General features: G+C 61.6%; 23 protein-coding genes and 1 tRNA gene. 8 read left to right on the forward strand and 16 right to left on the reverse strand.

The window, feature by feature from the left end:
- Window positions 1–24: 24 nt before the first annotated feature.
- Window positions 25–927: a prephenate dehydratase gene (locus ACFCW2_RS08065; RefSeq protein ID WP_379545523.1), complete on the reverse strand. Its 903-nt coding sequence runs from the start codon at window positions 925–927 to the stop codon at window positions 25–27.
- 164 nt (window positions 928–1,091) lie between these two features.
- Here ACFCW2_RS08065 and ACFCW2_RS08070 point away from each other — a divergent pair, with 164 nt between their 5' ends.
- Window positions 1,092–1,769: a c-type cytochrome gene (locus ACFCW2_RS08070; protein WP_379545525.1), complete on the forward strand. Its 678-nt coding sequence runs from the start codon at window positions 1,092–1,094 to the stop codon at window positions 1,767–1,769.
- A gap of 27 nt (window positions 1,770–1,796) precedes the next feature.
- Here the strand turns inward: ACFCW2_RS08070 and ACFCW2_RS08075 are convergent, their stop codons facing one another.
- Entirely contained in the window at window positions 1,797–2,462 is a 666-nt protein-coding gene (locus ACFCW2_RS08075) for an RlmE family RNA methyltransferase (protein WP_379545527.1), read from the reverse strand.
- On the reverse strand, window positions 2,459–3,724 hold the full coding sequence (locus ACFCW2_RS08080; RefSeq protein ID WP_379545529.1) for a Ppx/GppA phosphatase family protein: 1,266 nt from the start codon (window positions 3,722–3,724) through the stop codon (window positions 2,459–2,461). The genes ACFCW2_RS08075 and ACFCW2_RS08080 overlap by 4 nt, the downstream gene beginning before the upstream one ends.
- Before the next feature lie 204 nt (window positions 3,725–3,928).
- On the opposite strand from ACFCW2_RS08080, the gene ACFCW2_RS08085 reads away from it, so the two are divergent.
- The 3 genes from ACFCW2_RS08085 to ACFCW2_RS08095 all read left to right on the forward strand — a co-directional run bounded on the left by ACFCW2_RS08085 (window position 3,929) and on the right by ACFCW2_RS08095 (window position 5,594).
- Window positions 3,929–4,002: transfer RNA gene (locus tag ACFCW2_RS08085), tRNA-Gln, on the forward strand.
- A gap of 108 nt (window positions 4,003–4,110) precedes the next feature.
- A complete protein-coding gene (locus ACFCW2_RS08090) occupies window positions 4,111–4,665 on the forward strand; it encodes a hypothetical protein (RefSeq protein ID WP_379545531.1) in 555 nt (184 codons plus the stop codon).
- 56 nt (window positions 4,666–4,721) lie between these two features.
- Window positions 4,722–5,594, forward strand: coding sequence for an LOG family protein (locus tag ACFCW2_RS08095; protein ID WP_379545533.1), 873 nt, complete (start codon window positions 4,722–4,724; stop codon window positions 5,592–5,594).
- A gap of 16 nt (window positions 5,595–5,610) precedes the next feature.
- On the opposite strand, the gene thiD is transcribed toward ACFCW2_RS08095, so the two are convergent.
- From thiD to glmM, 3 genes are all read right to left on the reverse strand, one after another.
- Window positions 5,611–6,453, reverse strand: a complete 843-nt coding sequence (thiD, locus tag ACFCW2_RS08100; RefSeq protein ID WP_379545535.1) for a bifunctional hydroxymethylpyrimidine kinase/phosphomethylpyrimidine kinase — start codon at window positions 6,451–6,453, stop codon at window positions 5,611–5,613.
- Window positions 6,450–6,674 (reverse strand): DUF1272 domain-containing protein, encoded by a 225-nt coding sequence (locus ACFCW2_RS08105; RefSeq protein ID WP_379545536.1) that lies wholly within the window; start codon window positions 6,672–6,674, stop codon window positions 6,450–6,452. Before ACFCW2_RS08105 ends, thiD begins: the two co-directional genes overlap by 4 nt.
- A 119-nt stretch (window positions 6,675–6,793) precedes the next feature.
- A complete protein-coding gene (glmM, locus tag ACFCW2_RS08110) occupies window positions 6,794–8,131 on the reverse strand; it encodes a phosphoglucosamine mutase (RefSeq protein WP_379545537.1) in 1,338 nt (445 codons plus the stop codon).
- Between the two features lie 120 nt (window positions 8,132–8,251).
- On the opposite strand from glmM, the gene ACFCW2_RS08115 reads away from it, so the two are divergent.
- Together ACFCW2_RS08115 and ACFCW2_RS08120 are read left to right on the forward strand one after the other, a co-directional pair.
- Window positions 8,252–9,556 (forward strand): dicarboxylate/amino acid:cation symporter, encoded by a 1,305-nt coding sequence (locus ACFCW2_RS08115; RefSeq protein ID WP_379545539.1) that lies wholly within the window; start codon window positions 8,252–8,254, stop codon window positions 9,554–9,556.
- Between the two features lie 85 nt (window positions 9,557–9,641).
- Window positions 9,642–10,256, forward strand: coding sequence for a superoxide dismutase (locus tag ACFCW2_RS08120; protein WP_379545541.1), 615 nt, complete (start codon window positions 9,642–9,644; stop codon window positions 10,254–10,256).
- 89 nt (window positions 10,257–10,345) lie between these two features.
- On the opposite strand, the gene ACFCW2_RS08125 is transcribed toward ACFCW2_RS08120, so the two are convergent.
- From ACFCW2_RS08125 to ACFCW2_RS08135, 3 genes are read right to left on the reverse strand one after another with little or no spacing between them, the layout of a single operon-like run.
- Window positions 10,346–11,551: an AI-2E family transporter gene (locus tag ACFCW2_RS08125; RefSeq protein ID WP_379545542.1), complete on the reverse strand. Its 1,206-nt coding sequence runs from the start codon at window positions 11,549–11,551 to the stop codon at window positions 10,346–10,348.
- Window positions 11,552–11,599: 48 nt separating this feature from the next.
- Window positions 11,600–12,211: a sigma-70 family RNA polymerase sigma factor gene (locus ACFCW2_RS08130; protein ID WP_379545543.1), complete on the reverse strand. Its 612-nt coding sequence runs from the start codon at window positions 12,209–12,211 to the stop codon at window positions 11,600–11,602.
- Window positions 12,208–12,381, reverse strand: coding sequence for a NepR family anti-sigma factor (locus ACFCW2_RS08135; RefSeq protein ID WP_379545545.1), 174 nt, complete (start codon window positions 12,379–12,381; stop codon window positions 12,208–12,210). Before ACFCW2_RS08135 ends, ACFCW2_RS08130 begins: the two co-directional genes overlap by 4 nt.
- Window positions 12,382–12,543: 162 nt before the next feature.
- On the opposite strand from ACFCW2_RS08135, the gene ACFCW2_RS08140 reads away from it, so the two are divergent.
- Window positions 12,544–14,262, forward strand: coding sequence for a CHASE domain-containing protein (locus ACFCW2_RS08140; protein ID WP_379545547.1), 1,719 nt, complete (start codon window positions 12,544–12,546; stop codon window positions 14,260–14,262).
- Between the two features lie 10 nt (window positions 14,263–14,272).
- On the opposite strand, the gene ACFCW2_RS08145 is transcribed toward ACFCW2_RS08140, so the two are convergent.
- The 3 genes from ACFCW2_RS08145 to ACFCW2_RS08155 all read right to left on the reverse strand — a co-directional run bounded on the left by ACFCW2_RS08145 (window position 14,273) and on the right by ACFCW2_RS08155 (window position 17,132).
- Window positions 14,273–15,091, reverse strand: coding sequence for a response regulator (locus ACFCW2_RS08145; protein ID WP_379545549.1), 819 nt, complete (start codon window positions 15,089–15,091; stop codon window positions 14,273–14,275).
- A gap of 339 nt (window positions 15,092–15,430) precedes the next feature.
- Window positions 15,431–15,844 (reverse strand): response regulator, encoded by a 414-nt coding sequence (locus ACFCW2_RS08150; RefSeq protein ID WP_379545550.1) that lies wholly within the window; start codon window positions 15,842–15,844, stop codon window positions 15,431–15,433.
- Between the two features lie 115 nt (window positions 15,845–15,959).
- Window positions 15,960–17,132, reverse strand: a complete 1,173-nt coding sequence (locus tag ACFCW2_RS08155; protein ID WP_379545551.1) for an N-acetyltransferase — start codon at window positions 17,130–17,132, stop codon at window positions 15,960–15,962.
- Between the two features lie 160 nt (window positions 17,133–17,292).
- Here ACFCW2_RS08155 and ACFCW2_RS08160 point away from each other — a divergent pair, with 160 nt between their 5' ends.
- Entirely contained in the window at window positions 17,293–18,396 is a 1,104-nt protein-coding gene (locus ACFCW2_RS08160; RefSeq protein ID WP_379545553.1) for a fatty acid desaturase family protein, read from the forward strand.
- Window positions 18,397–18,424: 28 nt separating this feature from the next.
- On the opposite strand, the gene ACFCW2_RS08165 is transcribed toward ACFCW2_RS08160, so the two are convergent.
- From ACFCW2_RS08165 to ACFCW2_RS08180, 4 genes are all read right to left on the reverse strand, one after another.
- On the reverse strand, window positions 18,425–18,943 hold the full coding sequence (locus tag ACFCW2_RS08165) for a GNAT family N-acetyltransferase (RefSeq protein ID WP_379545554.1): 519 nt from the start codon (window positions 18,941–18,943) through the stop codon (window positions 18,425–18,427).
- Window positions 18,944–18,950: 7 nt separating this feature from the next.
- On the reverse strand, window positions 18,951–20,048 hold the full coding sequence (gene lptG / locus ACFCW2_RS08170) for an LPS export ABC transporter permease LptG (protein ID WP_379545555.1): 1,098 nt from the start codon (window positions 20,046–20,048) through the stop codon (window positions 18,951–18,953).
- Between the two features lie 15 nt (window positions 20,049–20,063).
- Complete coding sequence (locus ACFCW2_RS08175) at window positions 20,064–21,311, reverse strand: LptF/LptG family permease (protein ID WP_379545557.1); 1,248 nt, start codon at window positions 21,309–21,311, stop codon at window positions 20,064–20,066.
- Window positions 21,312–21,399: 88 nt separating this feature from the next.
- Window positions 21,400–21,906, reverse strand: a complete 507-nt coding sequence (locus ACFCW2_RS08180; protein WP_379545559.1) for a DUF427 domain-containing protein — start codon at window positions 21,904–21,906, stop codon at window positions 21,400–21,402.
- Window positions 21,907–21,923 lie beyond the last annotated feature (17 nt).

Genomic DNA, 21,923 nt, shown 5'->3' on the forward strand with positions numbered 1-21,923 from the left:
CGCGCAAAATGGCGAAGTGCGACTTTAGCCCCGTTCGCGCGCCACGGCATAGCTGCCCAGCACGCGCAATTCGCGGCAGTGGAAGGCCAGTTCCTCCATCGCCCGGTCGACTGCCGGATCGCCTGGTACGCCCAGAATGTCCGCATAGAACATGCTGGCGGAAAAGCTGGTGCCTTTCTGATAGCTTTCCAGCTTGGTCATATTGACCCCGTTGGTGGCGAACCCGCCCAGTGCTTTATAGAGCGCAGCGGGGATGTTCTTCACCTCGAAGATGAAGGTGGTCATGGTGTTGGCGGGGTCCATGCCGGCCACATCGAGCGGCTCGCGCGCGAGAGCCACGAAGCGGGTCATATTGTCCGCCGCGTCCTCCACCCGCTCGGCGAGAATTTCCAGCCCGTACAGCTCTGCCGCTATCGCCGGGGCAATCGCGCCGAATCGCGCCTCGGCCATTTCGGCGACATAGGCGGCCGCACCGGCGGTATCGGCATGGGCCAGCGGCACCAGTCCGCGCTCACCCAGAAAATGGCGCGACTGGCCCAGCGCCTGCGGGTGGCTGTAAACCGCCTCCATCGCGCCGATATCCGCGCCCGGCATGCCCATCAGCGCATGATGGATCGGCAGAAAATGCTCGGCCACAATCGCCAGCCCGCTTTCGGGCAGCATGAAGTGAATGTCGGCCACGCGGCCATGCTGCGAGTTTTCAATCGGGATCAGCGCGCGGTCGGCCTTCCCGGTCTTCACCGCATCGATCGCATCGTTAAATCCGTAGCAGGGCAAAGGCAGCCCGTCGGGCGCGTATTCACCCATCGCCTTGTGCGAATTGGAGCCCGGTGCCCCGCCGAACGAAACAGTGCGTCCGGGCGCGCCTTGTGCAGCGTTGCGCATGGTTTCGACCAGATGGCGGGCAGGGGCGGCAAATTTACGCATGATGGCTGGGCGGTTAGCGCTGCGGTGATGGGCGGGCAAGCGTGCCGCGCAACCATAATCGGTATTGTGCGTTACCGACTTGCGACCGCACTTGCTTATGGGGGGCAGGCTGACTAAGTGCTGGGCGCATCAAAGACCCCCGACTTTCTGGATAGCGTATCAGCATGCAAGACAACCGAAACACCGCCTTTGGCTGGATCCTTTTTTCCGGGATCATCGCTCTTGGTTTCAGCAGCCTGAGCTCCAAATATTTCCACGGCGATAGCGCTGAAGCGCCGGAGAAGCCCGGCTACTTTATCGACGCGCCGGAAGACACTGGGGAAGCGGATGCAGGACCCACCATCGCGCAGGCACTGGCCGCTGGCTCTGCCGAAGCGGGCGAGAAAGTCTTCGCAAAATGCACCGCCTGCCACTCGATCAATCAGGGCGGCGCAAACGGTATCGGCCCCAATCTCTACGGCGTTATGGGTAAGCCGGTTGGCGGCAGCGTTCCGGGCTTTGCCTACAGTTCGGCGCTGACCGAGAAGGGCGGCGTCTGGGATTATGAGGCGATGGACGCCTGGTTGAAGAGCCCGCGCGGTTTCGCCGCTGGTACCAAGATGAGTTTTGCCGGACTGGGTGATATTCAGGACCGTGCTAATGTCACGCTGTACATGGTCGCCAATGGCGGCGGCCCGCCGCTGCCGACCCCCGAGGCTGCAGAAGAACCTGCCGAGGGTGAAGAAGTCGACGGTGCGGGCGAAGGCCCCGGCGCAGTCGAAGGTGCCGAAGCAAGCGCCGTCGAGGCTGCTGGCGCGATGGGCGACGAACAGCCTGTGCCGGAAGCTGCACCTGCTACCTAAGCAACTCTAGTGTGGGCGAGAGGCCGGTTAATCCCGGCCTTTGAACCCTTGCGCGACGACATACCATTCGGATGAGCCCTTGCGGCTCGCCGGTGGTTTGGCGTGCTTCACTGTGGTGAAGTGCTTTTTCAGTAACGTCAGAAGGTCCTTGTCGGTGCCGCCCGCCAGAACCTTCGCGACAAAGCTGCCGCCCTTGTCCAGCGTTTCGATCGCAAACCATGCCGCCGCTTCGACGAGCCCCATGGTCCGCAAATGGTCGGTTTGTTTATGGCCGACCGTGTTGGCCGCCATGTCCGACATGACCAGATCCGGCGGTCCGTCAAGCGCGGCCTCCAGCCTGGCTGGTGCGGCGTCGTCCATGAAATCCATCAGCAGGATGGTCACGCCGTCGATGGGTTCCGTTTCGAGGAGGTCGATCCCCACGATCCCCGCTTTGGGCCGCTTCTGACGCACGACTTGCGCCCAGCCCCCGGGGGCAATGCCCAGATCGACGACACGGCTTGCTTTCGACAGAATGCTGAAACGCTCGTCCAGCTCCAGCAGTTTGTAGGCCGCGCGGCTGCGATAGCCATCGGCCTTGGCTTTCTTCACATAAGGATCGTTGAGCTGGCGCTGCAACCAAAGCCGGCTTGATTCGGAGCGCTTCTTCGATTTGCGAACGCGCTTGTCCGGATCGCGGCCCGAGCGGCTCAAAGCGCTGCGCCCGATTGGCCGGGCGTGCCCGAAGCAGACGGGGCTTTGCTGTGCGGTGTCAGGTCGGCGGCCATTAGGCTGCGCAAGATGCCTTCGCGGATGCCTCTGTCGGCGACCCCCAGCTGCTCGGTCGGCCACAGGTCTAGAATCGCCTCCAGAATGGCGCAGCCCGCCACCACCAGCTCTGCCCGGTCATGACCGATGCAGGGCAGGGCCGATCGCTCGTCCCAGGTCATCTCTGCCAGCCGCGTACAGATCTCGCGCATGGAAGCGGACGGAACGATGAGGCCGTCGACGGCCTGCCGGTCGTAATGTGGCAGTTCCAGATGCAGGCTGGCAAGCGTGGTCACCGTGCCGCTGGTGCCCAGCAGGCGCCGGTCTGGCCTCGCACGCCAGGAATCCACGCGGGTGGAAAAGGGCGCGAAACTGTCCGACACCGTTTGCCGCATCTCGGCATAGCGTGCGGCGCGTTGTTCGGGCGCGTCCCCCTTGCGCGCAATAGTATCGCTGAGCGAAACAACGCCCCACGGCACGCTCTGCCAGTCCAGAATGCGGGGCACATTGCTTTCCTGCTCTTCGCCCGGCTCGATCAGGACCAGCTCGGTGGAGCCGCCGCCAATGTCGAAAATCACCGCTGGGCCGTGGCTCTGTTCCAGCAGCACATGACACCCCAGCACCGCCAGCCGCGCCTCTTCCTGCGCGGAAATGATATCGAGCACGATGCCCGTTTCCTCGCGCACACGGTCGATAAAGCGCTGTCCATTGCTGGCCCGCCGGCAGGCCTCGGTCGCGACCGACCTTGCGAGGAAAACATTGCGGCGGCGCAATTTGTCGGCGCAGATGGCGAGTGCGCCCAGCGCGCGGTCCATTGCCTTTTCGGAAAGGCGCCCTGAATTCGCGAGCCCCTCACCCAGCTTCACTACCCGGCTGAAAGCATCGATAACCGTGAAATCTTCGCCGGCCGGTTTCGCAATCAGCAGGCGGCAATTGTTGGTTCCCAGATCGAGCGCGGCATAGGCCTGCCTGCGCGCAGGGCGAGGCCGGTGCGCGCCATTGGGGGGCTGCGTATGATTGGTGTGATCACGAGGTGCAGAGGCGGCCTCCATAAGAGGCGCAGCTTCGCCCTCGGTATCCTCCTGCGGCGGAGGGGTAGTGTCGGGCGGCGGGGAAGCTTTGTAGCGAAAATCGGCTACGCTGCCGGACGTGGTATTCCCCTTTGCGCCAGCCCCTTTGGCTTTGTCCGGCGGAAACCGATCCGCCATAACGCATGTATCTCTCTTTTCCTCTCGTAGCCAAACCGACCACGAGGACCTGACACCGATGCTAGCGCGCGCGGCCCGTTGCGGCAAGTGGCGAGGGCAGCAAGAAGCCGCGAGAGGTCTTGACCTGAGCCCAAGCCATCCATAGATGGCGCGCCTTGCCATTGCACCGGGCCAGACCCTGTGTCCGACTGGCAAGCCCGGTAATGCCCTGTCGTCTAATGGTAAGACTACGGACTCTGACTCCGTCAATCGAGGTTCGAATCCTCGCGGGGCATCCAGCTTCACTGCATCGGTGATTGACAGCGCTATGGCGCAGCGCCAATAGCTATTGCGACTGATTATCAATAATCATGCGCCATCCCCGCATTGACCGACTGGATTACCCGATGAGTTCACCCAAAGTCCGCAATCTGCTTGTCCTTGGCCACTTGCTGGCGGCGGGCCTGTTGGCACCGCTCTTCCTGCTCGTCGCTTTCACGGGCGGGAATTACCTGATCGACAACAAGGGCGAGGTGATCGAGACGCCGCTCACCGTGCCCAGCGGATTTACGCTCGACCCTGATGCCGCGACAATCGAAGATGACGTCCGCGCGGTTCTGACGGCGAACGAACTGCCGACCGATTTCGAGTATCTGCGGTTCCGCCCCGGCTCCATCACCACGCGGCCCACGTCGGAAGATTATGTCGTGTTTGCCGAGGAAGACGGCGTGTGGTCGGCGACATTGAACGAGCCGGACCTGCAATACCGCCTGATGGAACTGCATAAGGGCCATGGTCCCGAGAGCTTCAAGATCTATCAGATCATCGCCGCGATCACGCTGTTTCTCGTGGTTCTGGGCGGTCTGCTGGTCGGCTTCTTGTCGCCCGCCTATCGCGGCAAGACCGTTGGTTCGCTGGCCTTTGGCACCGTGGTCTTTGCACTGCTGGCGTTTGTCGTCTGACGTGGATGCGACTGTCGGCGTTGATTGCGTGCGGTTAGCGGCCTAATGGCCGCGCCATGACAGAAAAAGATTTGAAAGACCGCCGGTTTTATCCTGCGGAACAGGAAGCGAAGTTCTCTTCCGAAGACCCGAGCGATACCCCGCAAACCCGGCATCCGGCCTATCGGTTGGCGTTTCAGGATGACGAATTCCTGCTGCGCGAGGAACTGCGCCCGGTGCGGTTCCAGCTGGAATTGCTGAAGCCGGAAATGCTGCTGGACGAAGCGGGCGTGGGCTCCACACTGGTGATGTACGGCTCCGCCCGGATACCCTCACCGGAGCAGGCGCAGGCCAAGATCGACGCCGCGAAAGATGGTGACGATTTTGAGCAGAAAGTCGCCCAGCGGCTGGCCGACAAGGCAAAATACTACGCCGAGGCGCATAAGCTTGCCAAGCTGGTCAGCGAGAAATCCATCGTCGAAGACGGCAAGCGGCAGTTTGTCGTGTGCACGGGCGGCGGACCGTCGATCATGGAGGCGGGCAATCGGGGCGCCTCCGATGCGGGCGCAGAGAGCATCGGCCTCAACATCGTCCTGCCGCACGAGCAGGCCCCGAATGGCTATGTGACGCCCTACCTCTCGCTCAACTTCCACTACTTCGCGTTGCGGAAAATGCACTTCCTGCTGCGCGCACGGGCGGTAGCGGTGTTCCCCGGCGGCTTCGGCACGTTCGACGAATTTTTCGAGCTGCTGACTTTGATTCAGACAGGCAAGATGAAGGCGATGCCGATCCTGCTGTTCGGCAAGGATTTCTGGAACCGGGTGGTCAATTTCGAGGCGATTGCCGAAGAAGGCACCATCTCGAAAAAGGATCTCGATCTGATCACCTGGGTGGAAACCGCCGAAGAAGCGTGGGCGCACATCGCCGAGTTTTACGAGCTGGACGGTTAGTGAGCCGCCGCTACGCTTAGGTCAGCCGCACCGCCTGATGGCCTAGCGGGCCGCCGCCTTCGCCGAAGCCGGGGGCGTTCAGGATGCCTTCGCGCACGAAGCGGCGACCTAGCCGCACAGCGTGTTCGATCGGTTGCTCGTGCCCGATCAGTGTGGCGATGGCGGATGACAAGGTGCAGCCGGTGCCGTGGGTGTGGCGGGTGTCGATCCGCGCGTCGGTGAAGGACGCCATACCGGAGGCGCGACCATCTTTCGCTGGCGTGACCAGCAGGTCGATTACTTGCTCGTCTTGCGTATGGCCGCCTTTGGCGAGAACTTGGCATTCATATCGTTCGGCCATTTCGAGCGCGGCGTCGCGGACCAGATGGGTGTCGCGCAGTTCTGATCCTGCGAGCAATTCCAGTTCAGGCAGGTTGGGGGTGAGCAGGGTCGCGCGCGGGAACAGGCGTTCCTGCATGATCTCCACCGCATCATCCTGAAGCAATCGGGCGCCCGATGTGGCGACCATAACCGGATCGAGCACGATAGGAATGTCCGGATCCAGATCAGCCAAGGCCCCCGCCACCGCCTCGATGATATCGATGTTCTGGAGCATCCCGATCTTGATCGCATCCACGCCGATATCTTCGGCGCAGGACACTATCTGCCGAGCGACAAACTGCCCCTCCAGCGGTGTGATGCCTTGCACTCCCACAGAGTTCTGTGCGGTGACCGCGGTGATCGCAGTCATCGCATAACCACCCAGCATGGTGATCGTTTTGATATCGGCCTGAATGCCGGCTCCGCCGCTGCTGTCGGAGCCTGCAATCGCCAGAATGCGAGGGGGTATGCGGGGCGCTGATCGCGCGGCGTCGCTCACCCTTTGAATTTCCGTGTCGTGCTGGCCGGATATTTCTCCAGCAAGGCGCGGCTGCGGATCGGGCGGTCGGTCAGTTCGCCGCCGCAATTGGGGCACCGGTCATCCAGCACCTCGGCACATGGCGCGCAGAAAGTGCATTCGAAACTGCACAGAAATGCTCCGGGCGCATCGGCCGGCAGATCGGTGCCGCAACGTTCGCAATCGGGGCGCATTTCCAGCATAGATACTCCGTTCGCCCTGAGCTTGTCGCAGGGCTACATTGAAACTCTGCGCTCAGGCTAGAAGAAAAGGCGGTGCTTCGACAAGCTCGGCACGAGGGGCTTTTCTCAGGCGGCTTTCTTCAGGCGGCGGCCTTCACTGCGTCGCACACCCGGTCCACCACGGCCTCTACCTGCGCTGCGTCGTCGCCTTCTGCCATCACGCGGATTAGCGGTTCGGTGCCCGATGCGCGGATGACCAGACGGCCCTTGCCTGCCAGCTCTGCCTCGGCATCGGCGATGGCGGCTTTGACGCCCGCATTCTCCAGCGGGGCGCCGCCTGCATACCGCACGTTCTTAAGCAATTGCGGCACCGGCTCGAACTGGTGGAGCAGCTCGCTCGCGCGCTTGCCGGATCGGACAAGGCTGGCCAGCACCCGCAGTGCCGCCACAGTGCCGTCGCCCGTGGTTGCATGGTCGAGCAGGATCATATGCCCCGACTGCTCGCCGCCGATATTGAAACCGCCTTCGCGCATCCGGGCCAGCACATAGCGGTCGCCTACGCCGGTCCGTTCCAGTGTCAGGCCTTTGGCCTCAAGATATCGCTCCAGCCCCAGATTGCTCATCACGGTGGCCACAACGCCGCCGCCTTTCAGCTCGCCCTTTTCCGCCATGCGGCCTGCGATCAGCGCCATGATCTGGTCGCCATCGACCTCGCGGCCTGTCTCGTCGATCACGATCAGGCGGTCCGCGTCCCCATCCAGCGCGATGCCGATATCCGCGCCTTCTTCCACCACCTTGGCCTTGATCGCATCCAGCGACGTGGAGCCAACTCCGTCATTGATATTGGTGCCATTGGGGCTGACGCCCAGCGTGATAACCTCTGCGCCCAATTCCCAGATCGCGGAGGGCGCGACCTGATAGGACGCCCCGTTGGCGCAATCGACCACCACTTTCAGATCATCGAACCGGATATCGTCGGACACGGATTGCTTGATTGCGTGGATGTAGCGTCCACGGGCGTCGTCTATCCGCCGGGCACGGCCGATTTCGGCGGCGGGGACCAGCTGGGGATCCTCATCGATCAGGCGCTCGATTTCGCGCTCTGTATCGTCGTCCAGCTTAAAGCCATTGGGGCCGAACAGTTTGATCCCGTTGTCCTGATAGGGGTTGTGGCTGGCAGAAATCATCACGCCCAGATCGGCCCGCATTTCCCGCGTCAGCAAGGCAACCGCCGGAGTGGGCAGAGGGCCGGTCATGATCACGTCCACGCCGACACTGGTGAAACCTGCGACCAGCGCGCTTTCCATCATATAGCCCGAAAGGCGTGTATCCTTGCCGATCACCACGCGGTGGCGGTGATCGCCCCGGCGGAAATGGGTGCCTGCTGCCTGCGCCACGCGCATGGCTGTTGCGGCGGTCATTGCGCCGGAATTGGTCTCCCCCCGGATACCGTCCGTGCCGAAATATTTGCGTGTCATGCGTTCCCCTGCAAAGGCCCCCTGTAAGAATACAGCCTTTATAGCCCCCATAGACGCGCAGCCTTAATAGCGCATTAGTGACGGGGTCCCGGGCTAAAGCGAAGAGGGAGCGGGCAGGTTTTGGCCAATCAGAATGCAGACGAAACGGGGCTGGTAAAGATCACGCTGCCGGTGTGGTGGACATTTGGTGGTCTGGTCGGCGGGCTGGTGCTGGGCGCGCTGGTGCAGGGCAGCGACATACAGGCGTCCGCTGCGGCGATTACCCAGCCTATCGGTACGCTGTGGTTGCGGGCCTTGCAGATGACGATCATCCCGCTGGTCGCCGCGCTGCTGGTGATGGGCATTGCCCAGATGGTCGCCGCTGCGCGCGCAGGGGCGACGGCACGGCGGATGCTTGGCTGGGTGTTCGGTATACTCATCTTCAGCGGATTGATCAGCGCAGTGCTGATGCCGCTGCTGCTGGCCGCGTTCCCGATCCCGCAAGCGGCGACGGCATTGCTGGCGGGCGGAGAGGCGATGGAGCCACAAGCTGTGCCAGAGCTGGGCGATTTCGTCGCTTCGCTGGTCGCACCCAATCTGTTTGCGGCGGCGGCGGAAACGGCGATGCTGCCGCTCACCCTGTTCTTCGCTTTGTTTGCTGTTGCCATCACCCGCATCCCGCCGGGGCAGGGCGAGGTCCTGCTCCGGTTCTTCCGCGCGCTGGGCAATTCCATGCTGATCATTATCGGCTGGGTGCTGTGGCTCGCGCCGGTCGGGGTGTTTGCACTGGCCTTCGGAGTTGCTCTGCGGGCGGGGGGTGACGGGGCCTTTGCCACGCTGATCCACTATATCCTTACCGTCTCGGCAATGGGCGCGGTGGTGCTGCTGACCGCCTATGCGCTCGCTTTCGTGGTTGGCCGCGTCGGCCCGCTGCGTTTTGCGCGCGGGATATTGCCGGCACAGGCTGTGGCTGTCAGCACGCAAAGCTCGCTCGCCAGCCTGCCCGCCATGCTCGACAGCGCGCGCCGGCTGAAATTGCGCGAGGATACGGCCGATTTCGTCCTGCCGCTGGCCGTGGCGATTTTCCGCGCGACCAGCCCCGCAATGAACATGGCGGTGGCGATCTATGTCGCCACTCTGGTGGGTGTGGAATTGACCCCGCTGACCCTGGCGACCGGCATTGCCGTGGCTCTGGTGATCAGCGTTGGCTCGGTCAGCCTGCCGGGATCGATCAGCTTCGTGATTTCCATCGGCCCGATTGCACTGGCGATGGGCGTTCCGATAGAGCCGCTGGCACTGCTGGTGGCGGTGGAGATGCTCCCCGATATCATGCGCACGCTGGCCAATGTCACGATGAACGTCGCGGTTACGGCAGCGACGGATCGCGGGGCAGGGGGGCTGGAAGAGACAAGCGACGCACATAGCAACACAGGGGCGGCAGAATAAAATCTCCCTTGCCTGCAACCCACAGCCGCTTGGCGCGTTGAGTGGCTAAACCATCAATCTTTCTATTCGAGACTGGAGACCCATCATGGCTTTTGAAGTGACCCCGCTGCCCTATGCAGACACCGCATTGGCGCCCGCCGTTTCAGCTGAAACGCTCAGCTTCCACCACGGCAAGCACCACAAGGCATATGTCGACAAGACCAACGCCGCCATCGATGGGACAGACCACGCGGACAAGGCGCTGGAAGAGATTATCGCCGCTGCGCGCGGGGCCGACCAGGGCCTGTTCAACAACAGCGCACAAAGCTGGAATCACGGTTTCTACTGGCACTCCATGGCCGGAGAGGAAACCGCCCCGTCTGACGAGTTGAAGGCGATGATCGACGACAGTTTCGGTTCGGTCGACGAGCTGAAAACGCAGCTGCAGGATCGCGGCGCAGGCCACTTCGCCAGCGGTTGGGTCTGGCTGGCAGAAAAGGGCGGCAAGCTGACCATTGAAGAAACCCATGACGGCGACACGCTGGCCGATCAGGACGGAGTAAACCCGCTGCTGGTCATCGACCTTTGGGAGCATGCCTATTATCTCGATCACCAGAACGCCCGTCCGGCCTATCTCAAGGCTGTGACGACGGAGAAGCTCAACTGGAGCTTCGCCTCCGAGAATTTGGCGCGCGGCACCACCTGGAGCTACGCCGCCTAAACCCGATTGGGTCGCAACAAAGGAAGGTCCGCCCGGCACTCTCGCCGGGCGGGCCTTTTTTGTGCGCCGGTTCAAAGAGGGCCCGCCAGCTAGTTGGCCGGAGGCGGGTCGACGGAATTTTCTGCGCTTCCATCCTCTCCCAACACCATAAGCTGGTTGCCGAACAACGGTTCGCCGAAGACAAATCCGACCAGATTGGGCCTGCCGGTATGGTCAAACAGGGCGGTCAGCATCAGCAGGATGGGGACCGACAACAACGCCCCGAACACGCCCCATATCCAGCTGAAATAGGAAAACGCGATGAGGATCATCACGGGGTTCATCGTGAATCGCGCGCCCAGTATGGAAGGTGTGACAACGTTGGCTTCGACTGTATGCAGGGCGAGATAGGCTGCCGCTGGGATCAGGCCGAGCAGCACAGTCTCGCTGGTACCTACACCGAACAGGGTCAGGACCACGGTCATCACCAGCGGGCCGATATAGGGGATGAAGTTTAGCAGGGTGGCGAGCCCGCCCCACATCAAGGGTGCATCGACTCCCAGCAGCCAGGCTCCTGTCCCGACCACCACGCCGACCCCCAGATTGATCCACGCGACGGTCAGAATGTAGTTCGCCACCCTGTCTTGGACTTCGCGCAAGACCCGAGCGGCCTTGACGCTGGTGCCGAAGCTGGTGCGGCCGAACATCAGATTGCGGCGCAGGCGGACCCGCGCCTCGACCATGAAGAACGCCATCAGGAAGGTCAGCAAGACTTCCAGAACGACTGTCGGCGCGCCGACTGCAACCTGCTCGAATACCGAGGGGCCAGCCAGCACAACCTCGTTGGCGCCGGTATAGCCCACCGCTTCGGCAAACCGCTCGTTCGCGGCGGCCAGCCATGCGAACTGGTCGCGCAGCTCGGTGAAACGATCGGCGACCTGATCGGCGAGCCGGGGCAAATCATCGAACAGCGCGATGGCAGGCTGCAGGATCACGGCGAAGGCCAGCAGGACAATGGCAAAGAACACCAAGAGCGAAAGGAGCGATGCCAGCACATTGGGCACGCCCCAACTGGATAGCCGGTCCGCCAGCGGGGCCAGCAGGATCGACAGGATCAGAGCAGTCGTCAGCGGCAGGAAAACGACAGAGCCTATCGACAGCACAAACGGCAGCGCCAGAAACAGACCGATGCCGAGGAGAAGCACCAGCGTGCTGATCAGCCGCAATTCCTGCTGCGCAAAGGCCAGACGACCGCGCGCATTCTGCGCTTCTTTCAGCGAAGGCGGAATATCGGGCGGGGTATCTGTCTCACTCATGCGCCGACCCTTATCACGCGGGTCGCAGCGACAGGAAGGTCTGTTCGATCAGTTCGTTGGCGCGGCAACGCCATTGCCGGCGGCAACACTGTCCAGCTCTTCCAGAATGGCCCGGTGGGCGGAGGCATCGTCGGTCGATCTGTTGGGAATGCTTCCGTCTTCCAGCATGGCGCTGAGTGCCGAACGGGCGCGGCCCACCCGGCTCTTGATCGTGCCGACGGCACAGCCACAGATATTGGCCGCTTCTTCGTAGGAAAATCCGCCCGCGCCGACCAGCAGCAGTGCCTCACGCCGTTCCGGGGGCAGGGTCAGCAAGGCGCGGTGCATGTCGGAAAGATGGACGGGTTCTTCCTGTCCGGCCGGTGCGGTCAGGATCCGTTCGGCCACGCCTTCGTCATATTCACCGCGAAACCGGTTGCGGCGCATATCCGTGAGATAGGCATTGCGCAGGATGACAAAAGTCCAGGCGCGCATGGAGGTGCCGGGCTCGAAACGCTCGCGCGCGGCCCAAGCTTTCATCATTGCTTCCTGTACCAGATCGTCCGCCATATCGGGGCGTCCGCACAGGCCGCGTGCAAAGGCGCGCAGGTGGGGCACCACCTCGGTCAGTTCGCGTTTAAAGTCCGCCTGCTCGGCAGCGGTGCGTTTCGATTCGCTCATTTGGAATTGCCGTCCAGCTTAGAAAGGAGTTCCTTAAAGCTGTCGGGGAGCGGTTCGTCGACCACTGAATCGTATAATTGCTTCAGGCCGTTGGCCCATTGCGGGTCCTGACGCTTACCGGTTGCTGCCTTGCCGGTCGGCGTCGAGCCGGGCTCTTTCTTGTTCGTCACCAAAAATTTCCCTCGGGTGCCCGTTCCATCCAACGCCTTTGTTTGGCCGATGGCGGGAGTGAATCACGTGAGTGGGTGGAACGAATGTTGTCCAGCATGGTTCCCCCGTTGTCGCACATACCGCGCATAGCTTGACGAATAGATCCATTTGAAGGTTCCCGCTTGAGACCGTCCGACGCCTCCACATTGCGCAGAACCCGGCGCTGGCTCGTCAGCTACCCCCGGGCAGTACCGGTCGCGATTTTCGTTTTCATCGCGGCTATTACCGCGCTGAGCGTATGGGCGATCGAGCGCGGGGAACAAGCGGCAGAGCAGGCGCGGCTTGCCAAGACGGCGCAGGCGATTGCCTCGGCTCTGGATCGGCGGGGCAACACGACCAGTTCCTATTTGCGGGCGGGTGCGGCCCTGTTTGCTACGCTAGACGGCGTCGAGGCACCGGTTTTCCGCCGGTTCGTCACCGAATTACGGCTTGATGCGGATTATCGCGGAGCAGAAGGGATCGGCTGGGCGGAGCATCTGACCGCGAGCGAGATCATTGCCTTCGAGCAGCGAGTGCAGGCGGCGCAGTCTGGCGTAAACAGTGTGACACCCTATCCGCCGAGCGACCGCGACAATATTGTCCCCGTCACCTATCTCCAGCCCGATACACAGCGCAACCGCCGCGCGCTCGGCTTCGATATGTGGTCCGACAGCACCCGCCGGATTGCGATGCAGGAAGCGGTGCGCGCCGTCCGACCTACCGCGAGCGGCAAGGTTATTCTGAAGCAGGAGGGCAGCGGCGATGCCAATGGCTTTCTGGTCTTCATGCCTGTTTTCCAGACAGGCACGCGGGATTTGAAAGGGTTCATCTACAGTCCCTTCTCGGCGCAGGACTTCCTCGATTCCGTCGTCATAGCGGAGAATATCGGCGATCTCGGCGTGCAATTGTACGAAGGATCAGCCCAGCCGACCAATTTGCTCGCATCGGTACCACCTGCCACCGCGACCGGCTGGTATTCGACTGTCGAGTTTCGCCTGGCCAGCCGTCCGATGATTGTTCAGGTCGAATTTGCCCAGGGCAGCGCGCTGTCGTTCTTGTCGATGATGACCTTGCTCTTCGGTTTGGCCGTCGCCAGCCTGTCCATGCTTGTGGCACGCTTGCTGACCCAGCAGGCTTACGAAGATCAGGCGTCGCTCGATTATTTTACGGAGCAGAACCTGATTCGCAATTCGCTGACCCGCGAGCTGAACCACCGGGTGAAAAATACGCTGGCCAATGTCCTTTCGATTGTTTCGCTTACCCGCCGGCGGGCCAGCAATCTCGATGATTTTGCCGATGGTCTGGACGGGCGTATCCGCGCGCTTTCGGCGACGCATGATCTGCTGACTGAATCCGAATGGGGCACCACACCGATATGCGACGTGGTGGGGACGGAAATGGCGCCTTATTCAGACAATGGCGACACGACTTTGGTGATGGACGGCCCCAGTGTGGAGCTTGCTCCGGGCGATGCGTTGTCGCTTGGCCTCGCGATCCACGAGCTGGCGACGAATGCGTCCAAATACGGCGCGCTCAGCCAGCACGGCGGAAAAGTATCGGTGACGTGGTCGCTTGTGGAAGACAATCTCGCGCGGATCGAATGGGTGGAAAGCGGCGGACCACCTGTGTCTCAAACCCGCAAGCGGGGCTTTGGCACCGAGTTGATCGAGAAAATCGTCGCCCACGAATTGCAGCATCCGGTGGAGCTGGAATTCGCGGTGGATGGCGTCCGCTGTCAAATGGACGTGCCGGTCCGCAAACCCAGTGCCTTTGCGCTCAGAGCGCATCAGAAAGGCGGCGTGGTAACGGAGGGGTCTGCGGCGCAGATCGACAATATCCTCGCCGGTCCGCGCACGCATTAAGCCCGCACAATCAGTCCAAGGGCTGGCTTGAATTGAAGAACAGCGCCTGGCTGATAGCAGCCCGAACGGTCGCTTCCTGAAATGGCTTGGTGACCAGATAAGTCGGTTCGGGACGGTCGCCGGTCAACAGGCGTTCGGGATAGGCGGTGATGAAGATCACCGGCACCTCGGCAATCGCCAGAATATCATCCACCGCATCCAGCCCGCTGGAACCATCGGCCAACTGGATATCGGCGAGCACCAGTCCCGGTGTATTCTCAGCGACCAAATCCTGTGCCTGCGTACGCGTGGCGGCGGTGCCGAAAATGTCGTGACCCAGTCCGCGCACAAGATCTTCCAGCTGCATCGAAATCAGCGGTTCGTCCTCGATGATAAGGACATTGGTGGAAGACTCGCGATCTATCTCGGCAACGGCTTCCTGGACCATGGTTTCCACTTCGGTTTCGGGAAGATCCATGACCTGCGCCGCTTCTTCGATAGAGAAATCCTCCAGCGTGGTCAGCAACAAGGCCTGACGGTTGAGCGGAGTGATAGCCGACAGCCGTTGCCGCGCGGTTGCCTCGTGGCCCTCTGCGCCTGCGTCGGTAGCCAGATCATCGCCCGCATTGGCTTGGCTGCTATCGATGCTGGTGGCGGACCAAACCTTGTTGAAGGCCCGGTAAAGGGCCACGCGGCCCCCGCTCAACTCTGCTTTCAGCGCTTCGTCAGCCAATGCGGCCTCCAGAGTCTGACGCACAAACGCATCGCCGGTTGACTGAGCCCCGGTCAGCGCGCGCGCATAGCGGCGCAGATAGGGCAGGTTGGCAGCGACATTTTCTCCAAGCGACATATTTTCCCTTCCAGAGGCCGGGGGCCGGATATGGTCCACCCTGTTGGAACGCACAACGTGCGGTTCGTTACTCGGTTCCACAGGCGTAACACATTGCGAACACGCTCCGGATGTGCGGGCGCGACATTTTTTTTAAGAAATTTCGATGGGGGCGGGAACCCCATTTCAAATGGAGCATTATCCTTACATCACCGCCGAGACCCCCCCTCCCGTCCAAGCGGCGGTGATACGATCCCGAGGCCTCCTTTCGACTAATCTCGAATGGAGGCCTCATACGTTTCGGGGCAAGAAGACATTAGGGTGCGGTACGTTTGATGACCCGCGGCCAAAGGGCTTCGGTTAGGGGCGCAATCTTTGCAGCAAGCCCTTTTGCGGTGCAGGCATTGCCAGCGCCGCCAATTCCTCGGGCGCGTAGGGCTTTGCCAGAACCGTACCGAGCTTTCTGATCGACTGCGGGATATCGTCGGGCGAGCCGGTCGAGAAAATGATCCGCGGGCGCTTGGGGCCGATGGTCGCGACCAGTTCCGCTAGGGCCCAGCCATCGTCGCTGTCGGCCAGATGGACATCGAGGACCAGCACGTCGGGCAATTGCTTCTGCAACTGGGCCATCGCCTGTGCTGTCGAAGCGCACAAGCTTACGCTGAGTGCCCCGGCATCTATCAGAACAGCCTCGATCGTTGCGGCCAGCAGGCTGTCATCTTCCACCACCATACAGTGGCCGGGGCTGGGGGATTTAAGCTGCTTGCGGGCCATTCGGGCGGGGTTTCCTGTGCAGCGGCAAGGAATGCACCGCTGCAATTCCATTCCAATGCACCATGGGGCCGCAGGTTCCCTTGCACCAACGGACAGCTGCGAGAAAATTTATATGTTAGAGCGTCTTATCGAAAATCAGATATTCGCGGTTGATCTTTGAATCGATAGCATCCGCGATGGCGACCATTCCCTGATTGTCGTCCAGCACCCATCCGAGTTCTCCGCGCGTGGTGCCGTAAAGCCGGACTGCCTCCTGACGGATATCCTCGATCATCATAAAGGCAAGCTGGCTGGCCATGCGAGAATTGTGCAGTTCACGCAAAACGCCCATCAGAGGGACGCGCATCCCTGCGCCCATCGGCTTCCTGAGCCAGCGCAGGAGATGGAACCAGCCGGTCGGAAACAGCTTGCCGTCGATCCGGCCCATGATGTCGTTCACATCTGGGAAGGTCAGCATGAAAGCGACCGGCTTGCCGTCGACCTCGGCAATCCGGTTCAGCGGCGCCTTGATGATCGGCTTCAGCTTCTTGCCCGCATGCGCAACTTCGGCAGGAGTGAAGGGCACGAAACCCCAATTCGTCGACCAGGCATCGTTGAGTATCGCCAGAATCGTCGCGATCTCTTCGTCATAGTGCGCCAGATCGACGGGGCGCACGCTAATCCGATCGTTCTTGCTGCCAGAGCGCACGATTCGCTGGATAAGCGGGGAGAAGCCTCCGCGTACATCGAGATCGTACGTAACCAGCTTCTTGGCCGGCACATAGCCAGCATTCTCGATCCATTCGCGGTAATGCGCCGGGTGATGCCCCATCATGACCATGGGCGGATGGTCCTGCCCTTTCACCAGCAGGCCGGGCTCTTCCCAGATCGACATCGTGATCGGGCCAAGAGCGCGGGTCATCCCTTGCTGGCGCAGCCACGCCTCTGCGGTGTTTAGCAGGGCGCGCGCCACTTCTTCATCTTCGGCATCGAAATAGCCGAACATGCCGGTGCCCGGCCCCATTCCCTGCTCGGGCGATATTTCCAGAGCCAGATGATCGATATGGGCCGATATTCGCCCCACAGGCTGGCCATCGCGCGCGGCGATGAACAATTGCACAGTGGCATGTTCGAAGAACGGGTTTTTCGCCGGATCGACCAGTTCCAGTTCCTCGGACCGCAATTGCGGCACGGAATTGGGCACCCGTCGCGAGAAGGCCCGGCCGAGATCGACGAAGGCCGCCCGGTCGCGCTTCCCGGCCTTGCCCTTGTCCGAAAGGGGGCGAATATCTATTTTACTGCCCTGCATGGCTGGCCTGCTCTTTGGTGATGTTCAGCTTGCGTTCGCTCCTGTCTAGGCAGAGGCGCGCTTGTCAAGCAGCCCGCCTCAAGGGAGGCAGCCCTTCGCCGGTATGACGCAAGGCAATTTTGCAGTAAGAGCCCATCACACAAAAACCCAAGAAGCGTACATGAGTGTAGAACACAGCCTTGATCCTGCCACTGTGGCACAAGTCTCCGCCAGAGATGCTGGCGTTGGCGGCCCCCGTGCGCCCATAGCCGACGACAAGGCGATGCTGCGCGCTGCGCGGGATCTGACCAAAGATCTGTATGACGCGCGCGAGCGGTTCTACTGGCCCGATATGTTGCTCTCTGCAGGCATCGGCTACGCTTCCATTGCTGGCGCGATATTGACCGACAGTGTGGGCCTTGCGCTGGTGTTCGGGCTCATTGGTGCTCTGGCGCTCTACCGCGCATTGATGTTCAATCACGAGGTCGCGCATATTCACAAGGATGCTCTGCCGGGCTTCCGCTTTGCTTGGAATGCGCTGGTCGGCGTGCCTCTGTTGACCCCGTCATTCATGTATGAGGGCGTGCATGTGATCCATCACAAACGCACGCAATACGGCACCATCGAGGACCCAGAATACCTGCCGCTGGCTCTGATGAAGCCGTGGACACTGCCCACCTTTGTGCTGATCGCAATGCTGGCACCGATTGCGTTGATCTTCCGCTTCGCCGTACTGGTCCCGCTTGGCGCGATCCTGCCGCCGGTGCGGCGGGTGGTCTGGCAGCGCTTTTCCTCGCTTTCGATTAACCCTGAATTTCGCCGCCGCCCTGCGGAAGGCGAGATGAGCCGCCGCATATTTTGGCAGGAGCTGGGCGGCTTTGTCTGGAGCTGGACGCTGATTGGCAGCATGTTCGTGCTTGGCTGGCGTCCGCTGCTGATTGCACTGGCGATCCTGTCACTCACCGCCACGCTCAATCAGCTGCGCACCTTGGTGGCGCATTTGTGGGAGAATGAGGGCGAGCCGATGACGGTGACGGCGCAGTTCCTCGACAGCGTCAATGTCCCGCCGCCGGGCGTTCTGGCAGAGATCTGGGCACCGGTCGGCCTGCGCTATCACGCGCTGCACCACCTGATGCCTTCCATGCCGTATCATTCGCTTCCCGAAGCGCATCGGCGCTTGCACCGGGAACTGGGCGATGGCTCGACCTACAAGCAGGCGAACCATCCCGGCATGGTGTTTCTGGTCGGGAAGATTGCCCGCAGTACGATGGCGCGCGGACGCTAGGCTCCGTTATAAGGGGCCGGTTGGTTCCTCAATCGAGAAATCGGATCATCGCGCACCGGCGCTCCGGTGGCAGGCCGTTGTCTGCTTCCAGCGCGAGTTCCGCGCTGAGCCGGGGGTGAGCATCCAGCGCGGTGACTTCCTCAAACCCCAGCGCAGCATAGAAAGGGCCATTCCACGCCAGATCGCGGAAGGTGGTAAGGGTGACCGCTTTGAAGCCGGAATTATGCGCATCGACCAGACAGGCCCGCATCAGGGCTGAGCCGATGCCCAATCTCTGGCCGTCCGGATGGACCGACATTTCCCAAACATGCAGTTCGCGGCTGAACGGTTGGCTGGCCAGAAAGCCAATCGGGCGCTGGCCGAGGCTCGCCGAAAGGCAATGCCCCTTACGGATCAGTGCCCGCAGCTCGTCCGGCTCCCACGTTTCGTCGAAGTCCAGATCGGCCAGATCGGGGTCGCCCGAAAAAAGAGTGCCAGCTGCGCGCTCTATGGCAGGCCAATGATCCGCATCGCCGGGCTGGGCGAGGCGGATAGTCCAGTCGGTCATTTGCCGATCACTCTTCGGTCCGGATCAGAACTGTCTCACCGACCAGCAGGAAGAGGAAGAACGGTGCCCATGCCGCCAAAAACGGAGGGTACCCGCCAAAGCTGCCCATCGCGAGCGCGGCATTGTCGACCACGAAATAGGCAAAGCCCAGCGCCATTCCGATAATTGCGCGGACAAACAATTGCCCGGACCGGGCCAGCCCGAATGCAGCCACTGCGCCCAGCAGCGGCATAAGGAAGGCGGAGAGCGGCCCCGAAACCTTGTGCCACCACTTCGCCTCCAGCTCGGCCGTGGCGCGTCCGCTGGCTTTGTAGGCCTGAATGGAATCGCGCAGTTCCATGAAACCCAGCGCATCGGCATCGACGCTTTCCAGCTCGATCTGCGAAGGCGTGATACCAGGCGCTACGGTCACATCTGCAGCGTTGCGCGTTTCGGCGGTTCCGACGTCGAAGGCGGTGGCCCCGATCAGGCGCCAACCCGGCCCGGCAAATTCGGCGCTGTCTGCCCGCACCTGCCGCACGATCTGACCCGCATCGCTGCGGCGATACCAGGTGACACTCTGCAATTGTATCTTGTCGCCCCGCCCGGTCATGGTGGTGGCGGTCAGGATGTCATTGCCATCGGTCAGATAGAGGCCCTTGCGCGCATCATCCTCTAGTGGAACGGCACCGTATTCGGTTGCCTCCCAGGCTTTGAGCGATGCGGTGGCGCTCGTCACAACACGTTCGTTGAAAGCAAAGCTGATGACCGCCACCACCAGCGCCGTCAGCAGTAGCGGCGCGAGTACCTGATGGGCAGAAAGACCGGCAGCCTTCATCGCGATAACTTCGCTGTTTTGGTTCAGGGTGATCAGCGAAATGATCGTCGCCAGCAGAACCGAATAGGGCAGGAAGCGCTGGATCAGCTGGGGTATCCGGTACCCGGCATATTGCAGCAATTCTGCCTGTCCATTGCCGTCCACCGCCAAAATATCGCCGCTTCTCGACAGCAGATCCAGCATCAGCAGGACCAGCACCAGCATGACCAGCACGGCGAGGATGCGGACCACGAAGATCTTCGCGAGGTAGGTGGTCAGGGTCCACGAGGGGAAGAAATCGAGCTGCATCTGCGTAGCCGGGCTCTATTCCGCAGGCGCCGTAGCCGGATCGGCCACATCGGTTACGAAGGCGTCGGAACGGTGTTTGCGCCGCCGGAACAGCTTGCGCATTTTCTTGCCGAGATTAGCTGCGGCATTCTCCAGCGCACCAATCGGTTGCCCGCCCGGAACATAGGCCACCTGATAGAACATCCAGAAGATCAGCGCGGCGAACAGCACGAACGGCCCCCACAGGGCGATAATGGGATCAATCCGGCCAAGCGCGGCGATATCCTCCCCGTACTGGTTTATCTTGTGATAGCTGACCACCATGATGATCGACACGAAGACGCCCAGCGCGCTGGTCGATCGCTTCGGGGGTATGGCCAGCGCCACCGCCAGCAAGGGCAGCATCAGCATCATCACAACCTCGACCAGCCGGAAATTGAAACTCGCCTGACTGCCGTCGCGCGCTTCCTCCGTCTGCCCGGTGTCCCAGCCGATGCGGAGGAGTTCGGGGAGGATATACTCCCGCTCCGCCTCCCCGCGCTGCCGGAATTGCTCGATGGCAGGCAAGTCTATCGGTAGATCATGGCGGGTAAAGCTAAGGACGCGCGGGGTCGCGCCGGGTTCGTCCTGCACGATAGTCCCGTCGGTCAGTTGCAGGATGATGGTTTCGGGGCTGTCCGTGGTGGCGAGGAAAGTGCCTTCGCGCGCGGATACGGAAAGCACTTGTCCGTCCTCGTCCGAAATGCGCGCGAAAATGCCTTTCAACCGGCGGCCCTCATCCTCGCTTTCCTCGATCCTGAGCGCCATCCGGTCGGCCAACGTGGTGAACTCACCGACCTTGATCGAAGCACCCAGCGCGCCCGAGCGCAGATCGTATTCCAGCTGCTCGTAATAATACCGGCTGACGGGCTGGATGTAGAACACCAGAGCGATGTTCACCGCGACCAGCACGGCGGTGATCATATAGGGCACGCGCAGCAGGCGCAGGTAAGACATGCCCACGGCGCGCAAAATATCGAGTTCGCTGGAAGTCGCCAGTTTGCGGAAGGCGAAGAGGATGCCCAGCATCAGCCCCAGAGGTATCGCAAGACTGGCATATTCCGGGATCAGCGCGCCCAGCATCTTAAACACGATGGCGATCGGGCCGCCTTCGACCGCGACAAAATCGAACAGCCGCAGCATCTTGTCGAGCAGCAGCAGCGACGCAGCAAGCACGAAGACCGAGACCATCGGAACGATGACCAGCCGGAGGATATAACGATCAAGGGCGGGAAGAATGTTCAAGAATTCGGGCGGCTCTTTATGGTTCTCGCCATACCCCTAGCGATAAATCTGCGCGCGGTCATGCCCTGCTGTGCGTGGACTGGTCAGTCTACCAGAACTGGCTGCCGGGAATGCCTTTGAACGGCCCTGCTTCGCGGGAGGTGATCCATCCGCCATAGAACTGGCCGGGCTGCGGAGTGACAACTTCCCCATCGACCCAGCAGAAATCCAGCGGGTCGGGATAGAAGGCAAACATGTCGCGTATTCCGGCAAAGGCGGGGGTAGGGTCGGCATAGCTCCATGCGACTGCCTCCAGCTTCTTGTCCGCAATCACCAGATCCCAATAACGTGCCTGACCCTTCCATTCGCACATCGAGCGGCGTGGATTGGGCCGCAGATACTCGGTCAGAACATCTGCTGGCGGGATGTAGTAGGTCGGCGGATGGCTGGTCTCCAGCGTCCGCCAGGCGCTGCGTGTATCGGCAATCACCGTGCCGCGATGCTCGATTGTGATGTGGCGCGAAGTGGGTTCGGCGATGGCAGGTCGGGGATAGTCCCACACGCTTTCCTGCCCCTCTTTCGGGGTGTCGGGCTCGGGATGATGCGGCTGCCTCATCGGTCGAGTGATGCGCC

This window comes from Qipengyuania algicola (genome assembly GCF_042492175.1).
GTDB lineage: Bacteria > Pseudomonadota > Alphaproteobacteria > Sphingomonadales > Sphingomonadaceae > CAJXSN01.